We start from the raw sequence: 14,831 nt of genomic DNA, 5'->3' as shown, positions 1-14,831 counted from the left end.
ATTCACATTGGACGGCCCATTGGTCCACTCTGGATGACCGGCAGGAAGACCGCGGAGGGGTGCTCCGGGTCATGCAGGATCACCCGCCGCCCCGCACGTAGCGTGACGGCGGTGCCGAGTGGTTCGCCGCTTCCGGGGTTGCGGGCGTACCGGGGGTGGGCGCCACCGGTGACGTGCACGCGCAGCCGGTGCCCGGGCGCGAAGCGGTGGGCGGCCGGCCAGAGCGTCACCGGCACGCACACCGCACCGTCCGGCCCGCTCCGAAACCGCTCGGGCGACACCCGGACCAGCCCGTCACAGACGTTCCACGACCGCCCCCGGCGGTCCACATCGCACAGCCGCACGAACACGTCGAGATGGGGCAGATCGCTGCGGACGTGGATCCGCGCCGACACCGGCCCGGCCACCTCGACCGGCGCGACGAGCGGGTCACTGGTGTAGGTGAGCACGTCGGGGCGGGCCTCGATAAGCCGGTTGTCCACCGGCCCGGCCCGCTGGGCGACCAGCAGCGGCCCACCGAGCGACGGGGTCGGGTCCGCCGGGTCGTACCAGATGGCGTCCGCCGGGGACGGCACCGGCGGCCGGGTCGACAGGCCCCCGCGCGGGTGCAGGTGCCACGGCGTGACGGTGGCCGGCGGCGGCCAGTCCGGCAGGTCGCGCCACCCACCGCCGGCACCGCCGACGTGCACCCGCACCGGCTCCGCCGTTGCCACCGCGGCCGCATCGGGCTCCGGGACCGGTGACGCCACCACCGCCCGCGCGGGCGCCGAGGTCGGTTCCGCCGCCACGGGCCGGGCGGGCTCCGGGGCCGGCTCCCGGGCCGGCTCCCGGGCCGGCTCCCGGGCCGGTCGGGATCGGTTCGGGGCGAGGTGGGTGTCCAGCCAGGCGAGCCCCTCCCGCAGCGCCGCGGCGAGCAGTCCGGGGCTGCCGTGCGTCCAGGGCCCGATCACCAGGCGCGGGCGCCGGCCGGCCGCGCGCAGGGCGGCGTAGTCGGCCAGCTGGGCGGGCAGGAAGATGTCGTGCCACCCGCTGACCATCGCCACCGGCGCGCGCACCCGCGCCACGGCGTCGTCGAAGATCCGGGCCCGCCAGTAGTCGGCGTTCGGCGTGTGGTGGGTGAGCCACTCCTGGAAGAAGGGCACGGTCACCCCGGTGGCGACCCGGTCGGCCTCGACGAGGGGCAGGTGCGCCAGCCCCGCGGCGAGCCGGGGTTGGCCGCGTTTGAGCTCCCACTGGCGGGCCAGCCACGGCACGGTCTGCGCCTGGAGCAGCTCGGCCCAGGTGAGCACGGTGTCCAGGGCGAACGCCTCCCCCGCGTACGTCGAGTCGCGGGTGGCCGAGGCGGTGACCACCGCGACCATCGCGCGCAGCTCGTCGCCGGCCTCGCCGGCGATCGCCCACTGCACGAAGCCCTGATAGCTGACCCCGAAGCTGCCGAACGCGCCCGAGTACCACGGTTGACGGCGCAGCCAGTCCAGGGTGTCCAGACCGTCGTCGCGCTCGTGCACCAGGGGGTTGAACGTGCCGCCCGAGCCGTAGGTGCCCCGGCAGGACTGGACCACGACGTGGAAGCCCCGCTCGGCGAGGAGCCGGCCGAGCAGCCGCATCGGACCGCCCCGCCCGTACGGGGTGCGGATCAGGACGGTCGGCGCGTCGGAGCGCTCGGGGGCGTAGTGGTCGGTGCGCAGGGCGACGCCGTCGCGGACCCGGACGGGGAGGCCCCGGGCGACGGTGACCCGACCGGTGTGGGCCGGGGGCAGCCGCAGCGCCGCCGCGGCGAGCCGGGTGACCGGCCGCACGGTCAGGCGTCGCCGTCGGCGGGGCCGGGGCGCCCGTCCCGGTGGGGCTCGTCGCGCGCGGCGCGCACCTCGTCGCGGTGCGCCCGCATGGACCGCAGCATCTCGGCCATGAACCGGTGCACGACGGCCAGCTCGTCGTCGGTGAACCGCTCCATCACCTGGTCGGTGCGCCGGCCCAGCGGCCCGAAGAAACTCTGCGCCAGGGACGCGCCCCGGTCGGCGTAGTGCAGCAGGATCTTGCGCCGGTCGGCGGTGTCCCGGTCCCGTCGAATGTGGCCGGCGCGTTCCAGCCGGTCGACCAGCGCCGTCACCGAACCGGAGGAGAGGTCGAGCACCTCGCCGAGCCGGCCGGGGGTGATCGGGTCGCCCATCAGTTCCGCATCCATCACCGCGATCAGCGCCTGCAGGTCGGTGGCGTTGAGCCCGTGCAGGCTGGCGAACGCGTGCCCGATGTGCTGGGCTTCCGTCGAGTAACGACGCAGGTCGTTGGTGATCTCCGCGACCATCCGCCCACGTGGGTCGTCCCGCCGCCGGTACATGCGCTGCGCCGTCACCGCGTACCGCCACCCCCTACCTGTCCCGTCCGGTTGCAGCATAGAACGTGCGCGGATAATCTCGACAGTCAAGATTCTCAGCTTCCAAGATTCTGGCATTGATCATGCGAGGGCATCCCATGTCACTCTTCACCCGCGTCGCCCGGGGCCGGCTGGCCGCCTGGCTCACCGTGGTCGCCGCGCTCGTCGTCGGCGCGGTGGTGTTCGGGCTACCGAAGCCGGACAACCCCGAGCCCGTCTCCGCCACCGGCCTGTCGGTGAAGTGGCAGTCGACGCAGGTCGAACGCCTCCAGGACCAGCTGCCGTCCAAGGACGCGCAGCCCGCGCTGGTGGTGGTGAGCCGCACCGACCGGGCCCCGCTCAGCGACGTGGACCGCGGCGCACTCGACGACGTCGCCGCCGAGCTGGGAGCGCTCGCCGTGGGCGGGCGGGTCTCCCCCGCCCAGGTCTCCCCCGACGGCACCGTCGCGCTGGTCGCGGTGCCGCTGTCCACCGCGGGCGGGCCGCAGACGGTGGTCGAGAAGGTGGAGCAGGTCCGGGAGGCGGTCGGCGACCTGCCCGCCGACCTGACCGTCGAGGTCACCGGCAGGCCCGCGTTCACCGCCGACCTGGGCAAGGTGTTCCAGGGCGCCGACACCACCCTGCTGCTGGTCACCGCCGCCGTCGTGGCGCTGCTGCTGCTGGTCACCTACCGCAGCCCGTTCCTGTGGCTCGTGCCGCTGCTGGTGGTGGCCGCCGCCGAACAGTTCACCCAGCGCGTGGTGGAGTCCCTGGTGCCCGCACTCGGCATCTACCTGCCGAGCGGTCAGGTCACCGGCATCGCCAGCGTCCTTGTCTTCGGCGCCGCGACCGACTACGCGCTGCTGCTCATCGCCCGCTACCGGGAGGAGCTGCGCCGCGAGGAGAACCGGTTCACCGCCATGCGCGCCGCCCTGCGCCGCACCGCCGAACCGATCCTGGCCAGCGGCGGCACCGTCGTCCTCGGTGTGCTCACGCTGCTGCTGTCGGAGCAGGAGACCAACCGGGCCCTGGCCCTGGCCTGCGCCATCGGCGTGGTCTTCGCCATGCTCTCCGCCCTGTTCGTCCTCCCGGCCGCCCTGGTGCTGTTCGGGCGGGGCCTGTTCTGGCCGTTCGTTCCCCGGGTCGGCGCGGCCGCCCGGGAGGGCCGGCTCTGGGGTCGCCTCGGCGAGCTGGTCGTCCGCCGACCGCTGCCGGTCGCCGCGCTGGCCACCCTGCTCCTCGCCGGCCTGGCCCTGGGCGGGCTGGGCATCCGCACCGGCCTGTCGGAGACCGAACAGTTCCGGGAGCGGCCCGAGGCGGTCGCCGGCGCGGAGACGCTGGCCCGCGCCTTCCCGGCCGGCAGCACCCAGCCGATCGCCGTGCTCACCAACCCGGAGGCGGCCCCCGCGGTCCTCGCCGCCGCCGACGCCGTCGACGGGGTCGCCTCGGCCCGACCCGGTGCGTCCGGGGACCGCGTCGCGCAGGTCGACGTGGTGCTCACCGCCGAGCCCGGCACCGCCGCCTCCGACCGCGCCGTGGTGGCGCTGCGCGCGGCGGTCGCCGCCGTGCCGGACTCCGCGCCGCCCACCGTCGCCGGCGCGGACGCCCCCGACGGCGCCCTGGTCGGCGGTTCGGTCGCCGCAACCTACGACTCGGACGAGGCCAACACCCGGGACCTTCAGCTGATCCTGCCGATCATCCTGCTGCTGGTGGGCGCGGTCCTGGTGCTGCTGCTGCGCGGCCTGCTGGCGCCGCTGCTGCTGGTGCTGACCGTGATCGCCTCGTTCTTCGCCAGCCTGGGCGCGGCCTGGCTGCTCTTCGACCACGTGCTGGACTTCCCGGCGCTGGACAGCGGGGTGCTGCTGCTCGCCTTCGTGTTCCTGGTGGCGCTCGGCGTGGACTACAACATCTTCCTGGTCACCCGGGCCCGTGAGGACGCCCGCCACGCCGGCACCCGCGACGGCATGCTGTCCGCGCTGCGCGTCACCGGCGGGGTCATCACCAGCGCCGGCGTGCTGCTGGCCGCGGTGTTCGCGGTCCTCGGCGTGCTGCCGCTGATCACGCTCACCCAGATCGGGATCATCGTCTGCATCGGCGTTCTGCTGGACACGCTGCTGGTCCGCACGGTGCTGGTGCCGGCGCTGGCGTTCCTGCTCGGCGACCGGTTCTGGTGGCCCGGACGGATCACCCGCGGCCCCGACGCGCCCGCCGCCGGCACGCCCGGAGTGCCGGCCGAGCCGGTCGCCGCGCGCGACTGACCGGATCGACCGGGGGTCGGCCGGCGCCGGCCCCCGGTCGCGTCAGCGGGGATCGTCAGTGGTGTCGCCGGGCCCGAGCGGGTCGCTCAGAAACTCAGGCACTCGCACTCGGTCATGAGCGCGCGCACGTTGCGCACGTACTGCGGGTTGGGGATGGTCAACGGCTCGCCCTCCCGGGCCACCGCGCCGTGCCCGTAGTTGTACGCGGCGATGACGGCGTTGAGCAGGCAGGAGTTCAGCTCGCTGGTGCACAGCGACGCGTCGAGCCGGTAGTCGGCGTCGAAGTACATGTCGCCGATGTACTTGGTCAGCCAGGCCAGGTAGGTGCCGCCCAGGTACGCGTTGTCCTGATAGACGTCGATCTTGTAGCTCTGCCCGAACCGCTGGTTCATCCACGTCGCGGTGTCCGGCATGACCTGCATCAACCCGACGCCGCCGTCACAGGCGATGATGTTGGACTGCCAGCCGCTCTCCTGCCACGCCGTGGCCTTGAGCAGGTTGAGCGGGATCGCGATGTCCGGCGCCGACGTCGGCCAGTAGGTGCGCTCCGCCGCGTTGGTCAGCGCCGTCTTGACCTGGGCCCGACTGGCCTGGGTGCCCTCGTAGCGCGGCTTGGTGCACCCGGCCGGCGGCGGAGACGGCGGCGGCGGGACCCTCGTCTCGGTGGGCGGCTTGGGCACCGCTCGCGGCCCCGCCGGACGCGAGGTTTTGACCGTCGGCGGGGTCGGCTTCGTCGACGGCGGCACGCTGCGCCGGGGCGCCCCACCCAGACCCTGCACCGCGGGCCGGGTCGGCGCGTCGGCCGCGACCGGCTCGGCGCTGGCCTCACCCGCCACCTCGGCGGCGACGGGGGCCTGCTGGGACAGGTCCTGCGGACGGGCCTGCTCTCCGGCGCATCCGGCGGTGACCAGCAGCACGCCGGCCGTCACCACGGCAACCCATCCCCCGAGCCGTCGGCGCATCTGCGTCCCCTCCCGTTGACGTCGCCGCACCCTAACAGGGTTCGACCCGCCGTCGGGGCCCCTCGGGCCGCGCCGGTGGCCCGCCGGTGCCGGGCTCCTCACCGCCGAGCGTCCGGTGCCGGGTCGCCCAGGCGACCATGAACACCGCCGTCCACAGCACCCCGAGCAGGACCGCGGCGACCGTGCCGCTGACCGTGCTCAGCCCCAGGTAGAGGCGGGCGCCGGCGAGGTAGACGACACCCGCCGCGGCGGCCGTCCACACGGCCACCGCCAGCGGCCAGCGGGTCGACCGCGACAGCAGCCACGCCAGCGTGCAGAGGCTGGCGGTCACCACGGCGTTCTGGGTGGGGAACAGCGCGTCGTCCGGCCCCGGCCCGGCCGAACCAGCCAGATAGGCGACCACCGCCAGCACCAACAGCGGGACGAAGGCCCCGAAGGTGCCGATCAGGCTCAGCAGGTCGGACCGCCACGGCCGGTTCCGCCACGCCAGCACCGCCGCCACCACCGCCACCAAGGCGATCAGCATCCCCCCGCGCAACGCCGACACGGTGGCCCGCACCGCGACCACGGCATCGGGGGTACGCCGGTCGGCGAACCAGCGGGCGATCGCCCCGTCGACGGCGTCCAGACCGCTGTGGCGGACCACCACCTCCAGCACCGCCGCGACGGCGAACCCGGCGGCGAACAGCAGCGCCAGCCCGGCGACGAGATTGAGCAGCAGGGTCCAGCCGCGCCCGATCCGCATCGCGAGCAGGAAGAACAACAGCCCGTAGCGGCGGGACAGCCAGCGCACCGGCGGGAGCGCGGCGGCCCGGGACAGCAGGGCCCGCACCGGGTCCGGATTGCGTCCCAGCCAGCGGCCGACCAGCACCACCGCGACCAGCGCGACGATCAGCACCAGCAGCGCGCCGGTGGCCCGACCGAGCAGCCGGGACACCGTCTCGTACGACTCCCCCGCCAGATAGCCGACCAGCACGGACGCGCCCACCCAGGTGGCCACCCCGGCCGCGTTCCACGGTGCGAACCGCCGGTACGGCAGGCCCGCCGCGCCGGCCAGCCGGGGCACCAACGTCCGGGCGAAGGCCACCCACCGGCCGGCGAACACCCCCCGACCGCCGAGCCGGTTCAGCAGCTCGTCCGCCCGCCGCCACCGGTGCGGGCCGACCCGGGACCCCAGGCCGCTGGCGCGGAGTTTCGGCCCGTACCGGCGACCCGCCCGGAACGCCAGTGTGTCGCCGATCACCGCCGCGACCATCATCACGATCAGCGTCGGCGCGAGCCGTAACGTGCCCGCGTACGCTAGAAAGCCGACCAGCAGCAGGGTCGCCTCTCCCGGCACCAGCAGCCCGAAGATCACGGCGGTCTCGCCGGCCACGATCAGTGCGGCGACCAGGTAGATCAGCAGGGGTGGCAGACCCTGCACCAGGGTCAGCAGGTCGTGCATCCGGCCCCCACGAACACGAGGGTCAGCATGCCAGCCGCCAGCGCGGCTGGGACAGGAGTTCCACCAGAGATCCGGGCCATTCGGGGGAAGACCCCGATGGGGAACCGGCAACCGCGGACAGGAGAGTATGGAGGGTATGCAGCTACGCACCGACCTCCGCAACGTCGCCATCATCGCCCACGTCGACCACGGCAAGACGACCCTGGTCGACGCCATGTTGCGGCAGGCCGGCGCGTTCAGCGCCCGGGCCGAGGTGGCCGACCGGGTCATGGACTCCATGGACCTGGAGCGGGAAAAGGGCATCACCATCCTGGCCAAGAACACCGGCGTGCACTACATGCCGGCCGACGGCTCGGACCCGGTGACGATCAACATCATCGACACTCCCGGCCACGCCGACTTCGGCGGCGAGGTGGAGCGCGGACTGACCATGGTCGACGGCGTCGTCCTGCTGGTGGACGCCAGCGAGGGCCCGCTGCCGCAGACCCGGTTCGTGCTGCGCAAGGCCCTGCGGGCGCGGCTGCCGATCATCCTGGTGATCAACAAGGTGGACCGGCCGGACGCTCGGATCAAGGAGGTCGTGGACGACACCTACGAGCTCTTCCTCGACCTGGACGCCGACGAGGAGCAGATCGACTTCCCGATCGTCTACGCCTGCGCCCGCGACGGGATCGCCTCGCTGACCCAGCCCGCCGACGGCTCCGTGCCCAGCGACAGCCACAACCTGGAGCCCCTGTTCCGCACGCTGCTGGACACCATCCCGGCGCCCGCGTACGAGGAGGACGCCCCGCTTCAGGCGCACGTCACCAACCTCGACGCGTCGCCGTTCCTCGGCCGCCTCGCGCTGTGCCGGGTCCGGCAGGGCACCATCAACAAGGGCCAGACCGTGGCCTGGTGCCGCACCGACGGCAGCACCCAGCGGGTCCGCATCTCCGAGCTGCTCATGACCGAGGGCCTGGAGCGCAAGTCGGCCGAGTCGGCCGGCCCGGGCGACATCATCGCCGTCGCCGGCATCCCGGACATCATGATCGGTGAGACCCTCGCCGACGCCGAGAACCCGGTCCCGCTGCCCCTGATCACCGTGGACGAGCCGGCCATCTCGATGACCATCGGCACCAACACCTCGCCGCTGGTCGGCCGGGTCAAGGGCGCCAAGGTCACCGCCCGCATGGTCAAGGACCGGCTCGACAAGGAGCTGATCGGCAACGTGTCGCTGCGGGTGCTCCCCACCGAGCGCCCCGACGCCTGGGAGGTGCAGGGCCGCGGTGAGCTGGCCCTGGCGATCCTGGTCGAGCAGATGCGCCGCGAGTCGTACGAGCTGACCGTCGGCAAGCCGCAGGTCGTCACCCGGGAGATCGACGGGAAGACCTGCGAGCCGGTCGAGCGGCTGACCATCGACGCGCCCGAGGAGTACCTGGGCGCGATCACCCAGCTCCTCGCCACCCGCAAGGGCCGGATGGAGCAGCTGGTCAACCACGGCACCGGCTGGATCCGGATGGAGTGGCTGGTCCCGGCCCGCGGCCTGATCGGCTTCCGCACCGAGTTCCTCACCGAGACCCGCGGCACCGGCATCCTGCACCACGTCTTCGAGTCGTACGAGCCGTGGTTCGGCGAGCTGCGTACCCGCAACAACGGCTCGCTGGTCGCCGACCGCTCCGGCGCGGTCACCGCGTTCGCGATGACCAACCTCCAGGAGCGCGGCCAGCTCTTCGTCGAGCCCGGCACCGAGGTGTACGAGGGCATGATCGTCGGGGAGAACTCCCGCTCCGACGACATGGACGTCAACATCACCAAGGAGAAGAAGCTCACGAACATGCGCTCGTCCACCGCGGACGAGACCGAGAAGCTGATCCCGCCGCGGAAGCTGTCGCTGGAGCAGGCCCTGGAGTTCTGCCGCGAGGACGAGTGCGTCGAGGTGACGCCGGCCGCCGTGCGGATCCGCAAGGTGGTGCTCGACCAGCAGCAGCGTGGCCGGGCAGCGGCCCGCCGCAAGCACGCCGGCTGACCCGACAGAACCAGCCCCACCCGGAGCCCGGTCCCGCCCACGCGGGACCGGGCTCCGTCGTCCCACCCACCCGCCCGCTCTCCCCCGTTGATCATGCAGTTGTTGCCGCGCCACGCCGATGTGGGAGGCAACAACTGCAGAGGTCCGGCCCGGGCGGCGTCGGCGGGGCTGGTCCGCTACGGTCGGCGGCATGACCTGGGATGATCTCGACGCCCGCCTCGCCGAGGTGCCCGGCACCGTCTCCGCGTACGTGACACGGCCCGACGCCGCCCCCACCTGGGCCCGCCGGGCCGACGACACCCACTACGCGGCCAGCACCATGAAGGTCGCCGTGCTCGCCGCCCTGCACCGCGCCGCCGACGCCGGCACCCTCGACCTGGACGCCCCGGTCCCCGTCGTCAACGACTTCGCCTCCGCCCAGCCCGACGCGCCCCGGTTCACCTGCAACAGCGACTACGACAACGACGAGGCGGTCTGGGCACGGCTCGGCGACAGCGCGCCGCTGCGCTGGCTCGCCCACCGGATGATCGTCCGCTCCAGCAACCTCGCCACCAACCTGGTCCTCGCCCACGTCGGCCTGCCCGCCGTCGCCGACGTGTGGGCGCTCGCCGGCGCCCGGCACAGCGTCACCGGCCGCGGCATCGAGGACTTCGCCGCCCGCGACGCCGGCATCACCAACCTGGTCACCGCCGCCGACCTGGGCGCCCTGCTCGCCACGCTCGCCACCGGCGCCACCCGCCCCGGTCCGCTCGCCCCGCCGGCCACCTGCGCCGCCATGCTGGACGTCCTCACCGCCCAGGAACACCGCGACGACCTCGCCGCCGGCCTGCCGCCCGGCACCCGCATCGCCCACAAGAACGGCTGGGTACGCGGCATCCGCCACGGCGCCGGGGTCGTCCTCCCCGACGACGCGCCCCCGTACGTGATCGTCGTCTGCACCACCACCGACCCGGACACCGGGCCGGGCGACGAGGCCGCCTGCCAGCTCATCGCCGACATCTCCGCGCAGGTCTGGGCCGCCCGACACGACCTGTGAACGGCCCGCCACCGCCGGGACACCTATGCTGCCCGTACCCCCGCATCCCCCGGAGCAGCCGATGCCCCGCACCCGTCTCCCGCTGGCCGCCTTCGTCACCGTGACCGCGGCGAACCTCGCAGCCAACGCCACCGACGCCACCCTCGCCGAGGCGATCACCAAACCGCTGCTCATGCCCCTGCTCGCCGCATACCTGTGGCTGGCCACCCGCGACCGCGGCCACCGCCCGTCGCGGCTGCTCCTCGCCGCGCTGGCGTTCTCCACCGGCGGCGACGTGGCCCTGCTCGTCGGCGGAACCGGTTGGTTCCTCACCGGGATGGCCCTCTTCCTCGGCGCGCACCTCTGCTACATCGCGGCGTTCACGCGGCACCGGGCCGCCGCCGCGCTGCGCCGCCCGCCGCTGCTCGCGGTCCCGCTCGGGTACGCGCTCCTCACCGCCGCCGCCCTGACCTGGATGTGGACGGGCCTCACCGACGCCGGGCTCGCCGTCCCGGTGGCCGCGTACGCGCTCGCGCTCGCCACCATGGCCACCACCGCCGCCGCGCACGGCTGGCGGGTCGGCCTCGGCGGCGCGCTGTTCCTCCTCTCCGACCTGCTCATCGCCACCGGCGTCGCCGGCGTCCTCGACCCGCCCGGCGCGCCGGTGCTGGTGATGGCGACCTACGCGGCCGGGCAGGCGCTCATCGTCACCGGCGCCGCCGCCCGGGCGACCACCCCCACCGCGCCGCCGCTCACTCCAACAGCAGCGCCCGCAGCGCCCCGATGACCTCGTCGGTCAGCCCCAGCCCGTCGCGCAGGTACGCCCCGAACGAGCCGTGCACCCGGCGCACCTCGTCGTAGCCCGCGTCGAGATACTCCGGACGCACCTCCAGCACCGGCAGCACCGCCTCGACGTCCAGCCGCGGCTGCCGCCGCCGCATCGCCTCGACGATCACCGCCCGCAGGCTCTCGGTCAGCACGTTGTTGCGCAGGTACTCCTCCCGGATCGCCGCCTCGTCGACGCCCAACGCGGTCAACAGGATCACCGTCAACCAGCCGGTGCGGTCCTTGCCCGCCGAGCAGTGGTACACCAGAGGCAGGTTCTCCGCCCGGGCCGCCAGCCGCACCGCCGCGCCGAACCCGGCCCGCGCGGACTCCCCGGTGACGAACCACCGGTAGATGCCCGCCATCGCCGCCGGTGTCCCCTGCCGAGCCAGCTCCGCGTACGCGCCCAGGTCGTGACCGAGCAGCACCGCCGACACGTACGTGAAGACGGGATGCTCGGGATCGTGCACCGGCAGGTGCACCTGCCGCGGATCACCGACCAGCCGGTCCGCCGGCGCCACCTCGATCTCCGAGTGGTCACGCAGGTCGACCACACAGGACGCACCCAGCTTGCCGAGCACCGGTAGGTCCTCGTCGGTCAACCGACCCAACGCCGGCGTTCGCAGCAGCCGCCCGTACCGCACCCGCCGCCCGTCCGCGCCGACCAGCCCGCCCAGGTCACGCGCGTTCGGCGCGCCCACCAACTCCCAGTCCCGCTCGCTCACGGCCCTCCCCTCGCCCGCCCCACCTGCGTATAGGGTGCCGCACATGACGATCGCGGCGGTACGCACCCACCGGCTCACGGCCCCCTTACACACCCCGTTCGTCACCGCGCTGCGCCGCACCACCACCGTCGACACGCTCGTCGTCGAGGTGACCGACACCGACGGCCGGTCCGGTTTCGGCGAGGCGCCGCAGGTGTGGCAGGTCACCGGCGCCTCCATCGAGGGTTCCGAGGCGTGCGTCCGGCAGCTGCTCGGGCCGATGCTCACCGGCCGCGACCCGGATGAGCTGGTCGCCCGCTGCGCCGAGGTGCAGCGGGCGGTCGTCGGCAACGAGGCCGCCAAGGCCGCGCTGGACGTCGCCCTGCACGACCTCGCCGCCCGCCGGCTCGGCGTGCCGCTGGTGCGGCTGCTCGGCGGCACCGCGCTCGCCGTACCCACCGACGTGACCCTCGCCGCCGGGGAGGCGGACGACCTGGCCGACGCCGCGCGCAGCCGCCACGCCGAGGGCTTCGGCGTGCTCAAGCTCAAGGTCGGCACCGACGCCGCCGGCGACCTCGACCGGGTCCGGGCGGTCCGCGAAGCGGTCGGCCCGGGCGTGCGGATCCGGCTCGACGCGAACCAGGGTTGGACGCCCCGCGAGGCGGTGCGGGTGATCCGTGGCATCGAGGACGCGGGCCTCGACGTCGAGCTGGTCGAGCAGCCGGTCGCCCGGTGGGACCTGGACGGCCTGGCCTGGGTCAGTGACCGCGTCGACGTGCCGATCCTCGCCGACGAGGCGGTCTTCGGCGTCCGTGACCTGGTCGAGGTCATCCGCCGCCGCGCCGCCGACATGGTCAACGTCAAGCTCGCCAAGTGCGGCGGACTGCACCCCGCCCGCACCCTCCTCGACCTGGCCGCCGCGCACGGCCTCGGCACCGTGGTCGGGTCGATGATGGAGAGCGGGATCGGCATCGGGGCTGCCGCCAGCCTCGTCGCCGCGTACGGCACCACCGCGGTCTCCGACCTGGACGCCGCCTGGTGGCTGGCCACGTCACCGGTGGACGGCGGCATCCGCTACGACGGCGCGACGGTGCTGCTCCCGGACGTCCCCGGACTCGGTGTCGCCTCCGTCGCTGAAGTAAAGATTCAGAACGCTGGTTGATGCTCGTTGGTTTCTTTCATAGGGTCGGAGAGCACTGGGCCGCAGCTGGGGGTGGACGTGGAACTGCAACCGGGCCGCGAGGCCGTCGTCCGGGTCGCGGTCGCGACGCTCTGGACCGCCCCCGAGGCCGTCCGACCGGTCGACTGCCCCGCCGTCGCCGCCGACGCCGACATCCCGGCCTGGATCTCCGGCCTGGACACCGACCAGCAGGTCGGCGACTGCGTCCTGAGCCAACTGCTGCTCGGTGAGCGGGTCCTCGTCACCGAGCTGCGCCCGGACGGCTGGGCGCACGTCGTGGCGGTCGAACAGCCGGCGGCGAAGCTCGACCCACGCGGCTACCCCGGCTGGCTGCCGGCCGACCAACTCGTTCCGGCCGACGCGGCCACCACCGGGCCCACCGACGCCCCGCTCGTGGTGGACGCCACCGTGAGCGCCCTGCGCGCCGCGCCCGACGGGCCGGTGGTGCTGCCCGGCGTCGTCATCGGCACCCGGCTCGCCGCCGCCGGCCCGGCACGGGACGGCTGGCGGCCGGTGCACACCACCGGCCACACCGACCCGCTCTGGCTGCCCGCGGCGCACCTCGCCGAGGTGGCCGCGACACCCCCGTCCGCCGAGGACGTGCTCGCCGTCGCGCAGCGGCTGCTGCACGTCGTCTACATCTGGGGCGGCGTGTCCGCGCACGGGATCGACTGCTCCGGCCTCGTGCACCTGGCCTGGCGGCGGTTCGGGGTACGGCTCCCCCGCGACGCCGACGACCAGGCGGCGGCGACCACTCCCCTGCCGCTGGGCGCCGAGCGCCCCGGCGACCTGTACTTCTTCGCCCGCCCCGGCCGCAAGATCCACCACATCGGCATCGTCACGGCCGAGCCCCACGACGACGACCGGCGGATGCTGCACGCCTGCTACCGCCAGCGCCGCGTGCTGGAGGAGCCGCTGCCCGCCGAGCGCACCGCCACCCTGGTCGGCGCCCACCGGGTCTGACCCCGTACGCGCCGTGGGGCGCCCCCGGCGACCGAGAGCGCCCCGCGCGGGTGCGTACGCCTCAGCCGCGCGCTTCGGCCAACTCCCGGCGCCGGTCCCGGGCCGACTTGATCAGGCTGGCGGCGGTCGCCAGGAGCAACGTGCCGAGGATGACGAGCAGGCTCAGCCAGATCGGGATGTGCGGGGCCCAGCCCACGTGCTCGCCACCGTTGATGAACGGCAGGTTGTTGTCGGCCAGCGCCTCCAGCACCAGCTTGACCCCGATGAAGCCGAGCACGACGGCCAGGCCGTAGCTGAGGTAGATCAGCCGGTCGAGCAGCCCGCCGAGCAGGAAGTAGAGCTGCCGCAGGCCCATCAACGCGAAGACGTTGGCGGTGAAGACCAGGTACGGCTCCTGGGTGATCCCGAAGATCGCCGGAATCGAGTCCAGCGCGAAGATCAGGTCGGTGGTGCCGATCGCGATCATCACGATGAGCAGGGGGGTGAACAGCCGCCGCCCGTTCTCGTGCGTCATCAGCCGTGCGCCGTCGTACGACCGGGAGATCGGCAGCGCCTTGCGGCTCCACCGGATCAGCACGTTCTCGGAGAACTCGTCCTCGTCCGGTTCACCCTGGCGGGCCAGGTTGATCGCCGTGTAGATGAGGAACGCGCCGAAGATGTAGAAGACCCAGGAGAACTGGGAGATCAGGGCCGCGCCGGCCGCGATAAAGCCACCGCGCATCACCAGCGCCAGCACGATGCCGACGAGCAGCACCTTCTGCTGGTACTGCCGGGGCACCGCGAAGCGCGCCATGATGATCACGAAGACGAAGAGGTTGTCCACCGAGAGGCTGTACTCGGTCAACCACCCGGTGTAGAACTGGCCCGCCGCGCTCGCGCCGGAGGTCAGCCACACCCCCGCGCCGAAGAGCAGCGCCAGGCCGACGTAGAAGCCGACCCACAGGCTCGATTCCCGCACGCTCGGCTCGTGCGGGCGTCGACCGATGATGAGCAGGTCGACGGCGAGGACCGCGATGAGCGCGATGAGGGTTACCGCCCACACCAGTGCGGACACGTCCAACGTTCTTTCCTCCGGCAGACACGCGGCGTCGGGCACACCGTACGCCCCCGTGGGGCCCGGTG

At 73.6% G+C, this 14,831-nt stretch carries 12 protein-coding genes; 6 read left to right on the top strand and 6 right to left on the bottom strand.

The genetic code is table 11. The features are described from left to right. Positions 1 to 2: 2 nt before the first annotated feature. The gene (locus tag ACIBTV_RS08970) at positions 3 to 1,799 is read right to left on the bottom strand and encodes a CocE/NonD family hydrolase (protein ID WP_396703450.1); all 1,797 of its coding nucleotides are present in this window, start codon (positions 1,797 to 1,799) and stop codon (positions 3 to 5) included. 2 nt (positions 1,800 to 1,801) lie between these two features. Continuing rightward, positions 1,802 to 2,338: a MarR family winged helix-turn-helix transcriptional regulator gene (locus ACIBTV_RS08965; protein WP_396703511.1), complete on the bottom strand. Its 537-nt coding sequence runs from the start codon at positions 2,336 to 2,338 to the stop codon at positions 1,802 to 1,804. A 134-nt stretch (positions 2,339 to 2,472) separates the two neighbouring features. Between ACIBTV_RS08965 and ACIBTV_RS08960 the strand changes: the two genes are divergently transcribed. Further along, positions 2,473 to 4,611, top strand: a complete 2,139-nt coding sequence (locus tag ACIBTV_RS08960; RefSeq protein WP_396703449.1) for an MMPL family transporter — start codon at positions 2,473 to 2,475, stop codon at positions 4,609 to 4,611. Positions 4,612 to 4,697: 86 nt separating this feature from the next. Here ACIBTV_RS08960 and ACIBTV_RS08955 read toward each other — a convergent pair whose 3' ends face one another. Next, entirely contained in the window at positions 4,698 to 5,573 is an 876-nt protein-coding gene (locus ACIBTV_RS08955; RefSeq protein ID WP_396703448.1) for a transglycosylase SLT domain-containing protein, read from the bottom strand. A gap of 31 nt (positions 5,574 to 5,604) precedes the next feature. Further along, positions 5,605 to 7,017, bottom strand: coding sequence for a DedA family protein (locus tag ACIBTV_RS08950; protein WP_396703447.1), 1,413 nt, complete (start codon positions 7,015 to 7,017; stop codon positions 5,605 to 5,607). 136 nt (positions 7,018 to 7,153) lie between these two features. Between ACIBTV_RS08950 and typA the strand changes: the two genes are divergently transcribed. The 3 genes from typA (at position 7,154) to ACIBTV_RS08935 (ending at position 10,824) form a co-directional block, all read left to right on the top strand. Then, a complete protein-coding gene (gene typA, locus ACIBTV_RS08945; RefSeq protein WP_396703446.1) occupies positions 7,154 to 9,022 on the top strand; it encodes a translational GTPase TypA in 1,869 nt (622 codons plus the stop codon). A 190-nt stretch (positions 9,023 to 9,212) separates the two neighbouring features. Beyond that, positions 9,213 to 10,058 (top strand): serine hydrolase, encoded by an 846-nt coding sequence (locus ACIBTV_RS08940; protein WP_396703445.1) that lies wholly within the window; start codon positions 9,213 to 9,215, stop codon positions 10,056 to 10,058. 61 nt (positions 10,059 to 10,119) lie between these two features. After that, positions 10,120 to 10,824, top strand: coding sequence for a lysoplasmalogenase (locus ACIBTV_RS08935; RefSeq protein WP_396703444.1), 705 nt, complete (start codon positions 10,120 to 10,122; stop codon positions 10,822 to 10,824). Here the strand turns inward: ACIBTV_RS08935 and ACIBTV_RS08930 are convergent. After that, complete coding sequence (locus ACIBTV_RS08930; protein WP_396703443.1) at positions 10,790 to 11,632, bottom strand: tyrosine-protein phosphatase; 843 nt, start codon at positions 11,630 to 11,632, stop codon at positions 10,790 to 10,792. The genes ACIBTV_RS08935 and ACIBTV_RS08930 overlap by 35 nt on opposite strands. On the opposite strand from ACIBTV_RS08930, the gene ACIBTV_RS08925 reads away from it, so the two are divergent. Next, a complete protein-coding gene (locus tag ACIBTV_RS08925) occupies positions 11,631 to 12,728 on the top strand; it encodes a mandelate racemase/muconate lactonizing enzyme family protein (protein WP_396703442.1) in 1,098 nt (365 codons plus the stop codon). The two genes, ACIBTV_RS08930 and ACIBTV_RS08925, sit on opposite strands and share 2 nt — an antisense overlap. A 57-nt stretch (positions 12,729 to 12,785) precedes the next feature. Beyond that, positions 12,786 to 13,709: an NlpC/P60 family protein gene (locus ACIBTV_RS08920; protein WP_396703441.1), complete on the top strand. Its 924-nt coding sequence runs from the start codon at positions 12,786 to 12,788 to the stop codon at positions 13,707 to 13,709. A gap of 61 nt (positions 13,710 to 13,770) precedes the next feature. On the opposite strand, the gene ACIBTV_RS08915 is transcribed toward ACIBTV_RS08920, so the two are convergent. Continuing rightward, entirely contained in the window at positions 13,771 to 14,769 is a 999-nt protein-coding gene (locus ACIBTV_RS08915; RefSeq protein ID WP_396703440.1) for a TerC family protein, read from the bottom strand. Positions 14,770 to 14,831 lie beyond the last annotated feature (62 nt).

Origin of the sequence: Micromonospora sp. NPDC049366, from assembly GCF_044466625.1 — a bacterium.
Classification (GTDB): domain Bacteria; phylum Actinomycetota; class Actinomycetes; order Mycobacteriales; family Micromonosporaceae; genus Micromonospora.
The sequence above is the reverse complement of the archived record's forward strand: the minus strand, read 5'-3'. Positions and strand labels throughout refer to the sequence as shown.